We start from the raw sequence: 16608 nt of genomic DNA on the forward strand, positions 1-16608 counted from the left end.
CTTGCCGTCAGCGGGCGGCGCTCGCCTCGATTAGCGATGCCTCAAGAATGTCGAGCGCTTCGCTGAACACGCCGTCCTGAACGGTGATCGGCGACAGGAAGCGGATGACGTTGCCGTAGACACCGCAGGTTAACAGGATCAGCCCCCTGTCGAGCGCGGCCAGTCGCACCTTGTTGGCGAAATCCGCGCTCGGCAGCTTTGTCGCCGCATCATTGAATTCCACCGCGTTCATGAAGCCGGGACCGCGGATATCAGCAATCTCAGGCACTTTGTCGCGCAGCGATTCCAGACGTTGTTTCAGGCGTGAGCCGAGCTGATTAGCGCGATCGCACAGACCCTCGTCGGCGATGACGTCGAGCACGGCATGGGCAGCGGCGATCCCGAGCGGATTGCCGCCATAGGTGCCGCCGAGGCCGCCTGGAGCGGGTGCATCCATGATTTCGGCGCGGCCGGTGACAGCGGCGAGCGGAAAGCCGCCGGCAAGGCTCTTCGCCATGGTGACGAGATCGGCCGCCACCTCATGGTGATCCATTGCAAACATCTTGCCGGTGCGCGCAAAGCCGGTCTGAACTTCGTCAGCGATCAGGAGAATGCCGTGCTGGTCGCAGATTTCGCGCAGCGCCTTCATGAAGGCTGACGGCGCCGGATAGAAACCGCCTTCGCCCTGGACGGGCTCGAGGATGATGGCGGCCACGCGCTGCGGATCGACATCGGCGGCAAAGAGCTTCTTCAGCGTCGCCAGCGACTGCTCGACGCTGATGCCGTGCAGCGGTACCGGGAAGGGCGCATGGAAGACATCGCCCGGCATCGGGCCGAAGCCGATCTTATAGGGCGCGACCTTGCCGGTCAGCGCCATACCCATGAAGGTACGGCCATGGAAACCGCCGCCAAAGGCGATGATCGCGGAGCGGCCTGTGGCGGCGCGGGCGATCTTGACGGCGTTTTCGACCGCTTCCGCGCCCGTCGTCACGAAGATCGTCTTCTTGGCGAAATCGCCGGGGACGATCGCGTTCAGCCGTTCGGCCAGATGCACATAGCTCTCATAGGGCACGACCTGATGGCAGGTATGGGTGAAGCGGTCGAGCTGTTTCTTGACGGCGGCTATGACGCGAGGGTGGCGATGGCCGGTATTCACCACAGCAATGCCGGAAGCGAAATCGATATAGCGATTGCCTTCCTTGTCCCAGATTTCGGCATTTTCGGCGCGATCGGCGTAGATCTGCGTCGTCATGCCGACGCCGCGGGAAATGGCGGCGTTCTTCCGCTCGGTCAAAGTCATTGCAGTGGCTCCAGGAAGGCGTTTCCGAATTATCTTGCAGAAGTTCTGCAAGTTATTTAGAAAACTCCTACATTTTTCCTGCAAGATTTCAAGCGAGATTTTGTGCGGGTGACAAGAATGCGCGAAAGACTCACATGGAGTGCCGCGCGGCTTTTAAGGCGCGCTAAGTCGCATCATCCGTGCTAAACGGATCGAAAACGAAAATCAGGAATCGTGGCAAATGAGCAGCATCGAGCCGGAGCGACACCCGGTGCGCTACAAGGTGGCGGAAGCGGCGCGTCTTGCCGGCGTATCGGCCTCCACGCTGCGGCTATGGGAAAGCCAGGGGCTGGTCGTTCCCTCCCGCTCCGAGACCGGGCACCGCCAGTACAGCGCCGAGGACGTGGCGCGGCTGAAACGCATTGCATGGTTTCGGGCGGAGCGCGGTCTCAATCCGGCTGCGATTCGGGAGGCGCTGGAGATGGAAGAGGGTGGCGCGGCCAGCCTTGAGAATGGCGAGCAACCGGCCTCCTCCGATATCGGCCGCAGGCTCCGGTCACTGCGCCATGCCGCCGGCAAGACGCTGGAGCAGGTCGCCGCCGACATCGGTATGACGTCGTCGACGCTCTCGACCCTGGAACGCACCTCGCAGGGTGTCAGCTTCAAGACGCTGCACGACCTCGCGGATTATTATGGCACGACGGTATCGCGCCTGTCTGGTGAGGAGCGGGAGGATGTTCCCGCACTCATCCGGTCAGGCGAATGGCGTTCCTGGCCGGCGACGACGCCGGGCGTCACTGTCCAGCTTCTCGCCGAAGGACGGACGATGATGGACTGCCATCGCTTCGTGCTCGAACCCGGTGCGGCAAGCGAGGGTGCCTATCGCCACGAAGGCGAGGAGTTCATCCATGTCCTTGCCGGTCACCTGGAACTGGTGCTCGACAGCGATCAGTTCTTCGATCTCCTGCCCGGAGATTCCCTTTATTTCGAAAGCCGCCGTTATCATTCCTGGCGCAATCGCCATGACGGTGAGACCATATTGCTCTGGATCAATACGCCGCCGACTTTTTGACGGGCGCCGGTATGGTTCTCATCCCGTCTATTCTGTAGAACGGACAAAAAGCGAATTCAGAACGACAGAGCCGGGAGAATCTCATGGCTGCCACCATCCGTTATCACGAAGGCGATATTTCCACTGAGGATGCCGCCCGCTATACCGGCGCCATTGCCATCGACACCGAAACCCTCGGCCTCGTTCCACGACGCGACCGACTTTGCCTCGTGCAGCTTTCGCCGGGAGATGGCACTGCTGACATCATCCGCATCGCGGCTGGCCAGAAGCAGGCCCCCAATCTCGTTGCCATGCTCGCCGACCCGACGCATCAGAAGATCTTTCATTACGGCCGCTTTGATATCGCCGTGTTGTTCCATACGTTCGGCGTTACCACGACGCCGGTCTTCTGCACCAAGATCGCCTCGCGTCTCTGCCGTACCTATACCGACCGTCACGGCCTGAAGGACAATCTCAAGGAGATGTTGGACGTCGATATTTCCAAGGCGCAGCAATCGTCAGACTGGGCGGCGGAAACGCTGTCGCCGGCGCAGCTCGAATATGCCGCCTCCGACGTACTTTATCTGCATGCGCTACGGGAAAAGCTGACGCAACGCCTGCTGCGCGATGGCCGCATGGACTATGCGGATGATTGCTTCGCCTTCCTGCCGACGCGCGCCAAGCTCGACCTTCTCGGCTGGGAAGAGGCGGATATCTTCGCGCACAGCTGATTGCTTCGCTTGCAGGGCGAAATCCAGGGGCCGGCGTCGCGGAAGTGGCATCGGCCCTTTTATTTAGTGATCTGTTAAGGACTAGACTGCTATTTTGCGGATGATTTCCAGTTCTGCGCGTTCGCGCCTCGCCAATTCGGTTATCCGGCGCTAGGAAATCCATAGGCCGCATGAGCGGACCTCGATTGAACCTGCTTCCCGCTTCCATCGTCGCCTTGCCAGACAAAGGAGCATGTCATGTTGCTTCCCGTTGGTGCCGTGTCCGCTGTGGGTGTGTCCATTGAGAAGCCGATCGCCGCAACGGCCGAGACCTCCGGGCTTCAGACGACAGCAACGCCGCTCGCCGTCCTGTCGAGCACCGTCAATGCCAACGTCGAGGGCAAGCTGAACATGCTGCTGGTCGCGGCCCGCGAACGCATGCTCGACAGTCTGCTTTCCGCGATCGATGCCGCCAGCAAGGTGGTGAATGTTTCCCGTGAGCCGGGTGAAAGCAATACTGCCTATGCGCAGCGTGTTGCCGCCGCAATCCGCAGCCTGACGCCACCGCAGCTCGCCGCCGCGCAGCAGCGAATGGATATGCAGATGAGGACGCCAGTGCCACTGCCGCTTCTGACAGCGGCATTGGAGAATCCGGAAAGCCCGCAGGCGGTACAGCTGGCTCTCAGCCTGGAGCAGGCGTCGGTCACCGAGCCGGACGCTGTCCTGAAGGCGGTCGTCAATTCCTATGGGCAGAATGCCGGCGAAGCGGAAACGCCAGCCTCCCAGGCACCTGTTTCAGCCCCGCTGCAGAAGGCGGCCGATCTGGCCACCCTGGCAACGGCGCTTGCCGCTGCCGCAGAAGAACCGGCTTCCGCCATGTCGACACCTGCGTCTACGACCGCGGCCACACCAGCGACGGCTCAGCCTGCCGCCCAGCCGGCACCTGCGGCGCAGCCGACGCTGCAATCTGGCATTCCCGTCCAATCTCAATCGGCGCCGGCTGCTGCCCAGACGACTCAAGCGCAGACGGTCGCGCAAAACGGTATCGCCGCGACCCCGCAAGCCGCGCTTGCCGGCAGTGGTGCCGCCGCAACTGCCACGGTCCAGCCTTCCGCGCTCGCGTCTCTCGTCGATGATTTGACCGCGAGCGTACTGCTGACGGCGATCGCCGCCGAGGCCGAACTGCCGACAGAAGTCGCATTGATCCGGTCGCCGCTGACGCCGCCACCGGTGCCGCGCGATATCCAGCAGATAGAAGCCGACATCAAACAGGGCCTGCAGGTCATCATCAGTCCGCCCGCGATGGCGACCGGTTCCGATCTTCTTCAGATCATCAACAATCCCTCCTCTTCCGCAGAGAAGATCATCGCCCAGGCGCTGACCGGCAATACCGCGGCGCAGGCATCGTCCACGCAGCCGCCGGCCGTCAATGAAGGTGCCAAGAGCCCGGTCGCAGCGGCGGCCATGCCGGTGTCATTGGCGGAAGGACCCGAAACACCCGACGTTCTTCCCGCAGCTTCCGGCAAACCATCGCTGCAAACATCATCCGCCGTGCCGATGGTAGCCTATGAGGCCGCGGAACAGGCGGGAATGCAGGCATTGCCACCGCTCGGCGTTCCCTTCGTCGTGGCGAATTATCTGCCGGTCGATACCCCGATTAAGAATGACGAATCGAAGCTGCTCAATCGCGTTGACCCCGTCGGCGATGAGGAGGGCGGGCAGGGTCAGGATGAGGAGACCCCGCAAGGCCAGGATGAAGAGGAGGCCCATGCCGAGGAATTATCGGCACAAGCAGAGGGCGAGGCATCCGACGAAGCGGAAGCTGGCCCGGCCTCCGCGGAGGACGATAACGTCATGCCGGAGCTCGTTGCCTTGCCGCAGCCTCTGCGCGATCCGCTCCACGACCACGCCTTCGATTTCTATCGACGCATGGTGGCCTGGGAATAGACTGCCCGAAGAGGCAGCAGACATAGGCATGACACTCCAGACAAAGAAAAACCCGCCGGATCGCTCCGGCGGGTCTTTTGTTTCCAGGCGTCTACCGAAGATTATTCGGCGTTGCGGTTCTTCAGAGCCGCACCCAGGATGTCGCCGAGCGAAGCGCCCGAGTCGGACGAACCGAACTGAGCAACGGCTTCCTTCTCTTCTGCGATTTCCAGAGCCTTGATCGACAGCATGATCTTGCGGTCCTTCTTGGAGAAGTTGGTGACGCGGGCGTCGACAACCTGACCAACCGAGAAACGCTCCGGACGCTGTTCGTCACGGTCACGCGACAGATCGGCGCGGCGGATGAACGAGGTGATGTCTTCGTGGTTGACGAGCTTCACTTCGATGCCGCCGTCGTTGACTGCGATGACTTCGCAGGAAACGACTGCATTCTTGCGCAGGTCGCCGGAAGCTGCTGCTTCGCCGACTGCGTCCTTGCCGAGCTGCTTGATGCCGAGCGAGATGCGTTCCTTCTCGACGTCGACGTCGAGAACGACAGCCTTGACGACGTCACCCTTGTTGTACTCTTCGATGACCTGCTCGCCCGGACGGTTCCAGTCGAGGTCGGAGAGGTGAACCATGCCGTCCACATCGCCGTCGAGGCCGATGAACAGGCCGAATTCGGTCTTGTTCTTGACTTCGCCTTCGACTTCGGTGCCGGCCGGATGGTTGCGGGCGAATGCTGCCCACGGGTTTTCCAGCGTCTGCTTCAGGCCGAGAGAGATACGACGCTTGGTCGGATCCACTTCGAGAACGACGACTTCGACTTCCTGGCTCGTGGACAGGATCTTGCCGGGGTGAACGTTCTTCTTGGTCCAGGACATTTCCGAGATGTGGATGAGGCCTTCGATGCCCGGCTCCAGCTCGACGAATGCACCGTAGTCGGTGATATTCGTGACGGTACCGGAAATCTTCTTGCCTTCCGGATACTTGGCCTGGATGCCATCCCACGGATCGCTCTCGAGCTGCTTCATGCCGAGCGAGATGCGGTGGGTTTCCTGGTTGATGCGGATGATCTGTACCTTGACCTGCTGGCCGATGGACAGGATTTCCGACGGATGGTTCACACGGCGCCATGCCATGTCGGTGACGTGCAGCAGGCCGTCGATGCCGCCGAGGTCAACGAACGCACCGTAATCGGTGATGTTCTTGACGACGCCGTCAACAACCTGGCCTTCTTCGAGGTTCTGAACGATTTCAGAACGCTGCTCGGCACGGGACTCTTCCAGAACCGTACGACGCGAAACGACGATGTTGCCGCGGCGCTTGTCCATCTTGAGGATTTCGAAGGGCTGCGGGTTGTGCATCAGCGGGGTCACGTCGCGGATCGGACGGATGTCGACCTGCGAACGTGGCAGGAAGGCGATAGCGCCGTCGAGATCGACGGTGAAGCCGCCCTTGACCTGGTTGAAGATAACGCCTTCAACGCGCTCGCCAGCTTCGAACTTGGCTTCGAGCTTGATCCAGCTTTCTTCGCGGCGAGCCTTTTCGCGCGAAAGAACAGCTTCGCCAAGCGCGTTTTCGATACGCTCGACATAGACTTCGACTTCATCGCCAACCTTGAGCGTGCCGTCCTTGGCGCGTGCACCGAATTCCTTCAGCGCGATGCGGCCTTCGACCTTGAGGCCGACGTCTACAACGGCGACATCCTTTTCGATGGCGGTGATGATGCCCTTGGTGACATAGCCTTCAGCCAGATCGTTCTTGGCAAAGGATTCTTCGAGAAGGGCCGCGAAATCTTCGCGAGAGGGGGAAGTTACAGACATAAAATCTCCTGGCGTGTCCCGATCATGCAATCTGGACACTGATGCGCCGGTGGTTCGCGTTGAACAGGCCTGACCCCAGTCCGCCTCCCTTCGGGAAGCTATCCGGCGCTTGGACGGAATGTCAGGCTATCTTGAAATCGGCGGTTTCCGGCGCGAGGCGCGCGAAGGCCGCTCAAATTTTCAGGCATTTCGGCTCAGAGCGGCGTCGATGATCGACTTTGCCGTCTGAAACGCCGCTTCTATACTCATTTCTGAGGTATCTAGCAAGTATGCCTCTTCAGCTGGTTTCAAAGGGCTGTCGGTGCGGCCCATATCGCGCTCGTCGCGGCGCTTCACATCCTCGAAAATGGCGTCGTAATCGGCGTTGCCACCGGCTTCGATGATTTCTTCGTAGCGCCGTTTCGCCCGGACTTCGACCGAAGCCGTCACATAGAGTTTTACCGGCGCATCCGGGCAGACCACGGTGCCGATATCACGACCGTCGAGCACGGCGCCCGGCTCCTTCTGCGCAAAACGACGCTGCGCTTCGACCAGAGCGCGGCGCACGGCCGGCATGACTGCGATCTTCGAGGCGGCCTCGCCGATCTCGTGCCGGGAGAGAACGGCCCGGTCGAGCCCGGCGAGATCGACCTTGCGCGCCATACCTTCGGCAATCGTCTCGTCGTCAAGCGGCAGTCCGGCGTCGAGCAGGGCCTTGGCGGTGGCGCGGTAGGTGAGGCCGGTATCGAGATGATGATAACCATAGGCTTCGGCGATCCGGCGCGCCAGAGTTCCCTTGCCGGCAGCCGCTGGTCCGTCGATGGCGATGATCATGTCTTCTTCCGTCCCTACCCGATATCTCGTTATTTGCTGTAGCGACGCACCAGATCGGCCATCTCGGCGGCGTCCGTTCGATCGATTGCGCCAAGACCTCCGGCCACGCCCTGTCGGTCAGCCAGCGGCCGGTTCTGGCTCACCTTCCATTTTCCGTCAATCGTCTCAATGTCGATTTCGATGCCGATGATGCCCTTCAGCTGGGCGGCAATGAACTCCGGCGGCGCATCCTCCACCGCCCAAGGCTGGGCGCGATCGCTCTCGTTCTCGCGCGTCAGCGCGCCGATCTGCGCGAGCAGCCAGGTGGGGTCCTCGATCGTTCGCGCCTTCCCGCGCACCTGTACGATCGCATAGTTCCAGGTCGGCACCACTTTGCCGGTCTCCCGCTTCGTCGCATACCAGGAGGGCGTGATATAGGTATCGGCGCCCTGGAAGACGACGAGTACGGGCGCGCCGGCCGCAATCTCCTTCCATTGGCCGTTCGCCCTGGCCACATGCGCCTGCAGCGTCCCTTTCGGCGAAAGCTCCGCATTCAGGTGGAACGGCACTGCATTGGCGATCAGCCCGCCGTCACCAGCAGTGATGAGCATTCCCAGCGGGTGCGCGCGGATCAGCTGGTGCTGCGTGCCGAGATCGTCTTCGCGGTGATGGGGCGGCTGATACATGGCTTCGGTCCGTTTGCTGTGCCATTCCCAGGGAGCCTTGCCGGGAAACCTTGTGCGATAAGGCTTCGGATGGCCAATGGCGCGGTCTATCAGTCCTGGGTTTCGATCGTCGCGCCCAATCTTGTCATCATAGCAAAAAATTCCGGAAAGCTGGTGGCGATCATGGCCGAATCGTCGATCGTGACAGGATGCTCGGCGGCAAGCCCCATGACGAGAAAGCTCATGGCGATGCGGTGATCGAGATGGGTGCTCACTTTGCGGCCAACGGCATTGCCCAGGCCCTTGCCGTCAGGCCTGCCGCGAACGATCAGCGAATCCTTGCCCTCGCTGCAGTCGACACCGTTGAGCTTCAACCCATCGGCGACGGCCGAGAGCCGGTCGGATTCCTTCACCCGCAGCTCCTCCAGCCCCTGCATGATGGTTGTGCCCTGTGCAAAAGCAGCCGCGACGGCTAGCACCGGGTATTCGTCGATCATCGACGGCGCGCGCTCGGCCGGCACGGTGACGCCCTTGAGCGCAGAGGAGCGCACGCGGAGATCGGCAACATCCTCGCCGCCCGTCATGCGCCGGTCGAGGACCTCGATATCCGCGCCCATCTCCTGCAGCATCAGGATGAGGCCGGTGCGCGTTGGATTCATCAGCACATTGCGGATGGTGATGTCGGAGCCGGGTACGATCAATGCCGCCACCAGCGGGAAGGCGGCGGAGGAGGGATCGCCGGGGACATCGATCGTCTGGCCGGTGAGCTTGCCCTGACCCTCAAGGCGAATGGTGCGGACGCCCGCCGCATCGGTCTCGACCGAAAGTGCTGCGCCGAAACCGGCAAGCATTCTTTCGGTATGGTCGCGGGTCATGACGGGCTCGATCACCGTTGTGATGCCGGGTGCATTGAGGCCCGCCAGCAGCACCGCCGATTTGACCTGCGCCGAAGCCATCGGCACGCGATAGGTCAGCGGGCTTGCCACTCCCGGGCCGCGCAGGGTGACCGGCAGCTTGTCGCCCTCGGCCGCTCTGACCTGTGTTCCCATGAGGCGCAGCGGATGGAGGATGCGCCCCATCGGCCGCTTCGAAAGCGAGGCATCGCCGATGATGGTAGTCTCGAAATCGTAAGCGCCGACCAGGCCCATGGTCAGGCGGGAGCCGGTGCCGGCATTGCCGAAATCGAGCGGTGCCTCCGGCGCCAGCAGCCCGCCATTGCCGGTGCCGCCGACGATCCAAACGTCGCCATCCTTGCGGATCGCAGCACCGAGCGCCTGCATGGCCCTGCCCGTGTTGAGAACGTCCTCACCCTCGAGCAGGCCGGTGATGCGGGTTTCGCCCGCGGCAAGGCCGCCGAACATCAGGGAGCGATGGGAAATGGATTTGTCGCCGGGAATGCGGATCGTGCCGGAAAGGCCGGCCGAGCGGCGTGCCACGGCTGGTTGGGGAAGGGTATCGTGCGGCATGGGCAATTCCTTTGCGATGCCGGTATTCCATCCGCATTCTGTGCTGGCTGCGTTGCTCTTGCGCCAGATGTTCTGCGGTTCACGCCAGCTGGTTAGCACAGGCCCGTTCCCCAGTCATCCCGCCATGCGCAAAAAGCACGTTCGAGGCGGCTTGAACTTTAGCTTTGACAGAAACGGCCGCAACGATTAAGGGGACCGGCTGATATTTCCCTTAAAACGCCGGCTTCCCCGGCATTGCCGAATTTTCATTCGGCCATTCATGAGGCTTTGACAGTGGCGAAAGCGGAACTTGGAACAAAACGTACCGATCCCGATACCGGCAAGAAGTTCTATGACCTGAACCGGGATCCGGTGGTCTCGCCCTATACCGGCAAGTCCTGGCCCTTGTCCTTCTTCGAGGAAACCTCCGCTTCCAAGGAAGTTCCGGAAGAAGACGAAGTGGCTGAAGTCGATACCGAAAACACGGAAGTCGAACTGGTCTCGCTCGAGGATGCCGACGAAGCGGCGGGCGGCGACGACATTCCGGATATCGGCGATGACGATGTCGAAATCGGTGACGATGACGACGATACCTTCCTCGAAGCCGACGAAGATGAAGACGATGACGACATGAGCGACATCATCGGCGTCACCGGCGACGAAGACGACGTCTGATCTGAAAGACAATCGGCCCGGTGAAAGAAAAAATTTCCCGGGCCGAATTTTTCGGCTTGCTATCTGTGAAAACCACAAGTAATAAGCCGCCACCCCGACGGGCGAAGCGCTCGGAAGGGACCCAGGGCCGGTCAAACGGCACCATCTTGATGGGGCTATAGCTCAGCTGGGAGAGCGCTTGCATGGCATGCAAGAGGTCAGCGGTTCGATCCCGCTTAGCTCCACCAGCCTTCGCTCTCCGAGCTTCGGCTCGGCAAGCCAGTAGACGAAGGCTGCCGCGCTGAAGTTGCGCAGCAACGCAAGCGGGCTTTCTCAAATGTTCTCATACAAATTAAATTCGAGAACGAATCGATAGTTTACGAATAGCACATTGATTGTGTTCTTTTTGACGCACACTATTATGCCTCGCATGAAGTACGTCTATATCCTTCAAAGCTGTGATTTTTCTGATCGCCATTATGTTGGCGTTACCGGAGATTTGAAAGCTCGCCTGGCAAAGCACAACGCCAGAGAAGTGCCTCACACGTCGAAATATGCCCCATGGTCGGTCAAAACCTACGTTGCATTTTCAGATGAGGCACAGGCGCTTGAGTTCGAAAAATATCTCAAATCCGGATCAGGGCGCGCATTTGCGAAGAAGAGATTGTAGTTGCGCTTCGGCAAGAAGCGCTGATTCTAACCGACTCTATAATCCTCCGCATCCCGCCAACTTCATGCTAGCCTCCAATCCTCCTTAACCCACCCCGAATCGCCCATGACCAGACAGCGCCGCCGTCGTCTCATCAAGACCCGCCGTACCGTGACGGGGTTTCTGCTTGTTGCCTCGATCGCCTTTCTGGCTGGAATGACCGATGCCGTCGGGCTGATGCTGACGGGCAATTTCGTGTCCTTCATGACCGGCAATACGACACGGGCGGCGATTGCCCTCGGAATGGGCGAGTTCGGTCATGCGGCGGTGCTTTTCTCGGCCATCCTGACATTCATCATCGGCAACGCGCTTGGGATCGTTGTCGCCCATGCGGCGGATCGACGAGCTTTCGTGGTGCTTGCCTGCGTCAGCATCCTTCTGGCCGCTGCAGCGGGCTTTGCGGATCCGTCGCTGCTTCTGGTACAGTTCTATCTCGTGGTGCTTGCCATGGGCATGGTCAATGCCACGGTCGAGCATATCGAAGGCCTGCCGATCGGCCTCACCTATGTTACCGGGGCGCTGTCGCGCTTCGGACGCGGTCTGGGCCGTTTCCTGCTGGGGGATCGCGATTTTCTCTGGACGGTGCAAATCGTGCCCTGGAGCGGCATGATCTCGGGCGCCATCATCGGCGCACTTCTGGCCGGCGCCTTTGGCGCGCACGCGCTCTGGCTGGTGTCGATGGTCGCCCTCGTCCTGGCACTGTCGACGCTTTTCATCCCTCGCCCGCTGCAGCGCCGCTTCAATCAGCGCTTCGTTATTTCGGCGTCCACGGTGCGGCGGACGAAATAGCCACATTGCAGTGCACAAAAATCTGCTAGGGAGAAAAACGAATCGTTTGCCGACAAGCTCAAGGATGTGCCGTGTTCGTTTTTTCGAAACTGGTCTGGATCTTCGGTCAGCCGCTGTCGCTGGCGTTTCTCTTCGTACTGCTGGCTTTCATCGCCGCTCTTCTGCGTTGGCGAGCAACCGTCATCACCTCGACGCTCTTGCCGGCGCTGATCCTGTTCGTCTCGCTCTATACGACGGCCGGCGCTTATGTCGTTCAGGGGCTGGAGGAGCGCTTTCCGCATCCCGCTGCCGATCCCGCCGATCTGAAATGCATGATCGTTCTCGGCGGCGCCACGCAGAATGAGGTGACAACGGCGCGCGGCGGTTACGAGCTTGATTCGGCCGGCGATCGTCTGATTGAATCGCTGCGACTGGCACAGAAATATCCGCAGTCACGCATCGTGATCTCGGGCGGCGATGGCTCGATCGGCGGCACCTATGAGGGCGATGCCGTCATCTCCGAGCGCTTCTTCACCGCGCTCGGCATTCCCACAAGCCGCTTGGTCGAGGACAAGACCTCGCGCACGACCTTCGAGAATGCCGTCAACACCAAGGAGCTGCTGGCGCAGAACGGTCTTTCGGATTGCTTGCTCATCACTTCGGGCTTCCACATGCCGCGCTCGATGGGCATTTTCCGCAAGCAGGGCATCAATGTCGTGCCCTGGCCGGTCGACTATCGGAGCACCGGCAAGGAAAGTCTCGGCTTCGATTTCACCCAGCCCTCGCGCAATGCGCAACTGCTGGCAACCGGCCTGCGCGAATGGGTCGGCTTGGTCGGCTATTACGCCGTCGGGCGCACTTCGGCGCTCTACCCGGGGCCGTAGCTACGTGCCTCGGACCGTAACCAGGTGTCCGGAACCGTGATTTGCGTATCCGCCTTTTCTGAAATTGCTTATTTCTTCGAGATTGTGACGAATTTGACGCCGCGGACCCTGACGGTGATTTCGCAGGCGGCCTCGCCATCCTTGCGGTCGCAGAAGCGCGGATGCATCTTCATGGCCAGAACCATGTTGCCGAAACGCTGGATGAAATCATAGCCGTAGATCTTCGCCGTGGCGATCATCAGGTAGCCGCCTTCGGCCACCTGGACATAGAAATTGTAGGGGCAGCCTTCGTCCGTGCAGTAGGGTCCCTTTTCGCCCTTGCAGGTGATCTCGCCTTCATTGATGACGATATCCATCAGCTTGTCGTTGTTGATGTCCTGCTGGGTGGCGAACTTGTCGCCGAAGCTCACCTGGCCGTCGCAGCTCTTGGTGAAATGATCCTTCTCGAAGGCCACGGGGTCCTGCAGGATCGATTGCTGCGCCTCGGCCACGGCAGGCATGATCACGAGAGCGAAGAGGTTGAGGATTACGATCAGCAGGGATTTCACGGGGGATTCCTTTTCGAAGCGCCGTTACGGCCACGATAACAGCCGCAGCCGCTGCGGCATCTTTGCACGCGCCTGCTTGCGCGGCCCTTGCCGTCGTGATTCATTTCGGAAAAATCGCCGGCCTCCCGTTGGAGTTTTCGATGTCGCTTCTCTCGTTTCTTGATTATGCCGGCGTCGCCCTTTTTGCCGCAACCGGCGCGCTGGCGGCCTCGCGCAAGCAGCTCGATCTGATCGGCTTCCTGTTCCTGGCAGCCGTCACCGGCATTGGCGGCGGCACGCTGCGCGATATCGTCCTTGGCAGGGTGCCGGTCTTCTGGGTGCTGAACCCGACCTATATCATCATCTGCGCCGTGGTCGGCGTCTTGGTCTTCTTCACCGCGCATCTCTTCGAATCGCGCTATCGGCTGCTCATCTGGCTCGATGCGGTGGGGCTGTCGGCCTATTGCGTGATGGGAGCGGCCAAGGGCATGGCGGCGACGGGCTCCCCCACCGTCGCCATCGTCACCGGCGCGCTGACGGCGACCTTCGGCGGCATTTTACGTGATCTCTTGGCAAACGAACCTTCGGTGCTGCTGCGTCCGGAAATCTACGTGACCGCTTCGCTCGTCGGCGCCAGCGTCTTTACCGCCGCCAATGCAACGATGCTGCCGCTTTATGCCTCTGCGGGATTGGGCGTAATCGCGGCCTTCGCGGTGCGCGGCGGCGCGCTCTGGTTCGGCTGGACCTTTCCGACCTATCACCACAAGCCAGGCCGGCATCCGGACGATGTGATGTAGTTGGAGGCAGTGGGGAATAGGCATTAGGCAATAGCGGTCGGCTGGCAGACAATTCTACTGCCTACTGCCTACTGCCTACTGCCTACTGCCTACTCTTGCGCCGCAGACGGATCACCACATCGACATGGGCGATTTCCATGCCCTGCGGCGGCTCGGGCAGATTGTCGATCGTCAGATTGCTGATCGGAATATCCAGCACCTCGTTGTGGCCTTCCACGAAAAAGTGATGGTGATCGGAGACGTTGGTGTCGAAATAGGTTTTGGTGCTTTCGACAGCGAGCACACGGATCAGGCCTGCCTCGGTAAATTGATGCAGCGTGTTGTAGACGGTTGCGAGCGAGACGGGCACGCCTGCGGCAACCGCTTCCTCGTGAAGCTCTTCTACAGTCAGGTGGCGGTCGCCCTTGGCGAAAAGGAGGTCTCCCAGTGCGATCCGCTGCCTAGTCGGCCTTAGGCCCACATTGCGCAGCCTGGTTTCGATCGCGATTTCGGCATGTTCTGCCATTCAGGGACTCCGGATTCCTGATCTCTATAATTCTTTACTAAGCCATATAACTTTTGCCTTGATTGCTTTCAATAGTTTCCATGGGGTGGGAAGGCGCTCAAAAGCCGGAAAAATCGGGCTTTTGCCGCATTTGGCACTGGTAGCGGCTCTGGCGTTCCTGTATGCGACCACCACATAAGAGCTACTGCGTTCGATCGAACGGCTGAATGAGAGTGTGATGGTTACGCTTCATTTTCTGTCGATCTTGCACTAAAGCTTCACATCCATCGGCATTCATGCGGGGGAAACGGAATTTTTATGACGACGAGACAATCCAGCTTCAATTACGAGGAAATCCTGTCCTGTGGCCGCGGCGAGCTGTTCGGCCCGGGCAACGCACAGCTTCCCCTGCCACCGATGCTGATGGTCCATCGCATTACGGATATTTCCGAAACGGGCGGAGCCTTCGACAAGGGCTATATTCGCGCCGAATACGACGTGCGCCCCGATGATTGGTACTTCCCCTGCCATTTCGCCGGCAATCCCATCATGCCGGGCTGCCTCGGCCTCGACGGCATGTGGCAGCTGACCGGCTTCTTCCTTGGCTGGCTCGGCGAGCCCGGACGCGGCATGGCGCTTTCCACGGGCGAAGTGAAGTTCAAGGGCATGGTTCGTCCGGACACGAAGCTTCTCGAATACGGCATCGACTTCAAGCGCGTCATGCGCGGACGCCTCGTCCTCGGCACCGCCGACGGCTGGCTGAAGGCCGATGGTGAGACCATCTATCAGGCGATGGACCTGCGCGTGGGCCTGTCCAAGGACAAGGTTGCCTGAACCGCGGCATCGCCGCCTCCACAAAGACAGATGTTTTAGAAAAGGTCATCGACATGAGACGGGTAGTTGTTACGGGTCTGGGTATTGTCTCTTCGATTGGAAACAATGCTCAAGAAGTGACCGCCTCGCTGCGCGACGCCAAATCCGGCATTTCCTTCTCCCCCGATTTCGCCGAGCATGGCTTCAAGTGCCAGGTCTGGGGCGCGCCGAAGATCGATACGACGGACTTGGTAGATCGCCGCGCCATGCGCTTCCTGTCGCAGGGCGGCGCCTGGAACCACGTCGCCATGAAGCAGGCGATCGCCGATAGCGGTCTCGAGGAAGGTGATATCACCAACGAGCGCACCGGCATCATCATGGGCTCCGGCGGCCCGTCGACCCGCACGCTGATCGAAGCGGCCGACATCACCCGCAAGAACAACAGCCCGAAGCGCATCGGCCCCTTCGCGGTGCCGAAGTCGATGTCGTCGACGGCCTCGGCCACGCTTGCGACATGGTTCAAGATCCACGGCGTCAACTACTCCATCTCGTCCGCATGCTCGACCTCGGCGCACTGCATCGGCAATGCCGCCGAAATGATCCAGTGGGGCAAGCAGGACGTCATGTTCGCCGGCGGCCACGAGGATCTCGACTGGACCATGTCGAACCTCTTCGACGCCATGGGCGCCATGTCCTCCGACTTCAACGAAAATCACCCGGAAACCGCCTCGCGCGCTTATGACGCCAAGCGTGACGGCTTCGTCATCGCCGGTGGCGCCGGCGTGCTGGTTCTGGAAGAGCTTGAGCATGCCAAGGCCCGCGGCGCCAAGATCTATGCCGAGATCATCGGCTACGGCGCCACCTCGGATGGTTACGACATGGTGGCGCCGTCGGGCGAAGGTGCCGTGCGCTGCATGCGCCAGGCGCTCGCCACGGTGAAGGGCGATATCGACTACATCAACACCCACGGCACCTCGACGCCGGTGGGCGACAGCAAGGAAATCGGCGCGATCCGCGAAGTCTTCGGCGCCAAGATCCCGCCGATCCAGTCGACCAAGTCGCTGACGGGCCATTCGCTCGGCGCAGCGGGCGTTCAGGAATCGATCTACTCGATCTTGATGATGCAGGAGCGTTTCATCGGCGAAAGCGCTCATATCACCGAACTCGATCCGGAATTCGAAGGCGTGCCGATCGTGCGCAAGCGTATCGACAATGCCAGGTTCGATATCGCCCTTTCGAACTCCTTCGGCTTCGGCGGCACCAACGCCACGCTCGTATTCCAGCGCTACAACGGATAAG

General features: G+C 60.7%; 17 protein-coding genes and 1 tRNA gene. 11 read left to right on the forward strand and 7 right to left on the reverse strand.

The genetic code is table 11. The annotated features are described in order from the left end of the window. Positions 1–7 precede the first annotated feature (7 nt). Positions 8–1279, reverse strand: coding sequence for a 4-aminobutyrate--2-oxoglutarate transaminase (locus tag PH562_RS23680; protein ID WP_285176104.1), 1272 nt, complete (start codon positions 1277–1279; stop codon positions 8–10). Between the two features lie 220 nt (positions 1280–1499). Between PH562_RS23680 and PH562_RS23685 the strand changes: the two genes are divergently transcribed. The 3 genes from PH562_RS23685 to PH562_RS23695 all read left to right on the forward strand — a co-directional run bounded on the left by PH562_RS23685 (position 1500) and on the right by PH562_RS23695 (position 4966). Next, positions 1500–2330, forward strand: a complete 831-nt coding sequence (locus PH562_RS23685) for a MerR family transcriptional regulator (protein WP_285176106.1) — start codon at positions 1500–1502, stop codon at positions 2328–2330. 83 nt (positions 2331–2413) lie between these two features. Beyond that, on the forward strand, positions 2414–3040 hold the full coding sequence (locus PH562_RS23690) for a ribonuclease D (protein ID WP_095433486.1): 627 nt from the start codon (positions 2414–2416) through the stop codon (positions 3038–3040). Between the two features lie 237 nt (positions 3041–3277). Next, entirely contained in the window at positions 3278–4966 is a 1689-nt protein-coding gene (locus PH562_RS23695; protein ID WP_285176109.1) for a hypothetical protein, read from the forward strand. A gap of 101 nt (positions 4967–5067) precedes the next feature. On the opposite strand, the gene rpsA is transcribed toward PH562_RS23695, so the two are convergent. The 4 genes from rpsA to aroA form a co-directional block, all read right to left on the reverse strand. Then, positions 5068–6771 carry a 30S ribosomal protein S1 gene (gene rpsA / locus PH562_RS23700; RefSeq protein WP_092720370.1) on the reverse strand — a complete coding sequence of 568 codons (1704 nt, stop codon included), beginning with the start codon at positions 6769–6771 and terminating at the stop codon, positions 5068–5070. A 180-nt stretch (positions 6772–6951) separates the two neighbouring features. Further along, on the reverse strand, positions 6952–7584 hold the full coding sequence (cmk, locus tag PH562_RS23705; RefSeq protein WP_285176111.1) for a (d)CMP kinase: 633 nt from the start codon (positions 7582–7584) through the stop codon (positions 6952–6954). 29 nt (positions 7585–7613) lie between these two features. Next, a complete protein-coding gene (locus PH562_RS23710; protein ID WP_285176113.1) occupies positions 7614–8249 on the reverse strand; it encodes an FMN-binding negative transcriptional regulator in 636 nt (211 codons plus the stop codon). Positions 8250–8338: 89 nt separating this feature from the next. Beyond that, positions 8339–9694 carry a 3-phosphoshikimate 1-carboxyvinyltransferase gene (gene aroA, locus PH562_RS23715; protein ID WP_285176115.1) on the reverse strand — a complete coding sequence of 452 codons (1356 nt, stop codon included), beginning with the start codon at positions 9692–9694 and terminating at the stop codon, positions 8339–8341. Positions 9695–9967: 273 nt separating this feature from the next. Between aroA and PH562_RS23720 the strand changes: the two genes are divergently transcribed. From PH562_RS23720 to PH562_RS23740, 5 genes are all read left to right on the forward strand, one after another. Further along, positions 9968–10348 (forward strand): TIGR02300 family protein, encoded by a 381-nt coding sequence (locus tag PH562_RS23720; protein WP_113232731.1) that lies wholly within the window; start codon positions 9968–9970, stop codon positions 10346–10348. Between the two features lie 151 nt (positions 10349–10499). After that, a tRNA-Ala gene (locus PH562_RS23725) sits at positions 10500–10575 on the forward strand. Positions 10576–10757: 182 nt separating this feature from the next. Beyond that, complete coding sequence (locus tag PH562_RS23730) at positions 10758–10997, forward strand: GIY-YIG nuclease family protein (protein ID WP_285176116.1); 240 nt, start codon at positions 10758–10760, stop codon at positions 10995–10997. A 105-nt stretch (positions 10998–11102) separates the two neighbouring features. Further along, complete coding sequence (locus PH562_RS23735) at positions 11103–11825, forward strand: YoaK family protein (RefSeq protein ID WP_285176117.1); 723 nt, start codon at positions 11103–11105, stop codon at positions 11823–11825. 71 nt (positions 11826–11896) lie between these two features. Continuing rightward, complete coding sequence (locus PH562_RS23740; protein WP_285176119.1) at positions 11897–12688, forward strand: YdcF family protein; 792 nt, start codon at positions 11897–11899, stop codon at positions 12686–12688. Positions 12689–12756: 68 nt separating this feature from the next. On the opposite strand, the gene PH562_RS23745 is transcribed toward PH562_RS23740, so the two are convergent. Beyond that, positions 12757–13236 carry a hypothetical protein gene (locus PH562_RS23745; protein ID WP_285176121.1) on the reverse strand — a complete coding sequence of 160 codons (480 nt, stop codon included), beginning with the start codon at positions 13234–13236 and terminating at the stop codon, positions 12757–12759. Positions 13237–13376: 140 nt separating this feature from the next. Between PH562_RS23745 and PH562_RS23750 the strand changes: the two genes are divergently transcribed. Next, complete coding sequence (locus PH562_RS23750; RefSeq protein WP_112338929.1) at positions 13377–14012, forward strand: trimeric intracellular cation channel family protein; 636 nt, start codon at positions 13377–13379, stop codon at positions 14010–14012. An 82-nt stretch (positions 14013–14094) separates the two neighbouring features. On the opposite strand, the gene irrA is transcribed toward PH562_RS23750, so the two are convergent. Beyond that, positions 14095–14517: an iron response transcriptional regulator IrrA gene (gene irrA, locus PH562_RS23755; RefSeq protein WP_113232685.1), complete on the reverse strand. Its 423-nt coding sequence runs from the start codon at positions 14515–14517 to the stop codon at positions 14095–14097. A gap of 297 nt (positions 14518–14814) precedes the next feature. Between irrA and fabA the strand changes: the two genes are divergently transcribed. Both fabA and fabB read left to right on the forward strand, forming a co-directional pair. Then, positions 14815–15330: a 3-hydroxyacyl-[acyl-carrier-protein] dehydratase FabA gene (gene fabA, locus PH562_RS23760; RefSeq protein ID WP_285176124.1), complete on the forward strand. Its 516-nt coding sequence runs from the start codon at positions 14815–14817 to the stop codon at positions 15328–15330. A 53-nt stretch (positions 15331–15383) separates the two neighbouring features. Further along, positions 15384–16607, forward strand: coding sequence for a beta-ketoacyl-ACP synthase I (fabB, locus tag PH562_RS23765; protein WP_285176125.1), 1224 nt, complete (start codon positions 15384–15386; stop codon positions 16605–16607). Position 16608: the final 1 nt, after the last annotated feature.

This window comes from Rhizobium centroccidentale, from assembly GCF_030182565.1.
GTDB lineage: Bacteria > Pseudomonadota > Alphaproteobacteria > Rhizobiales > Rhizobiaceae > Rhizobium.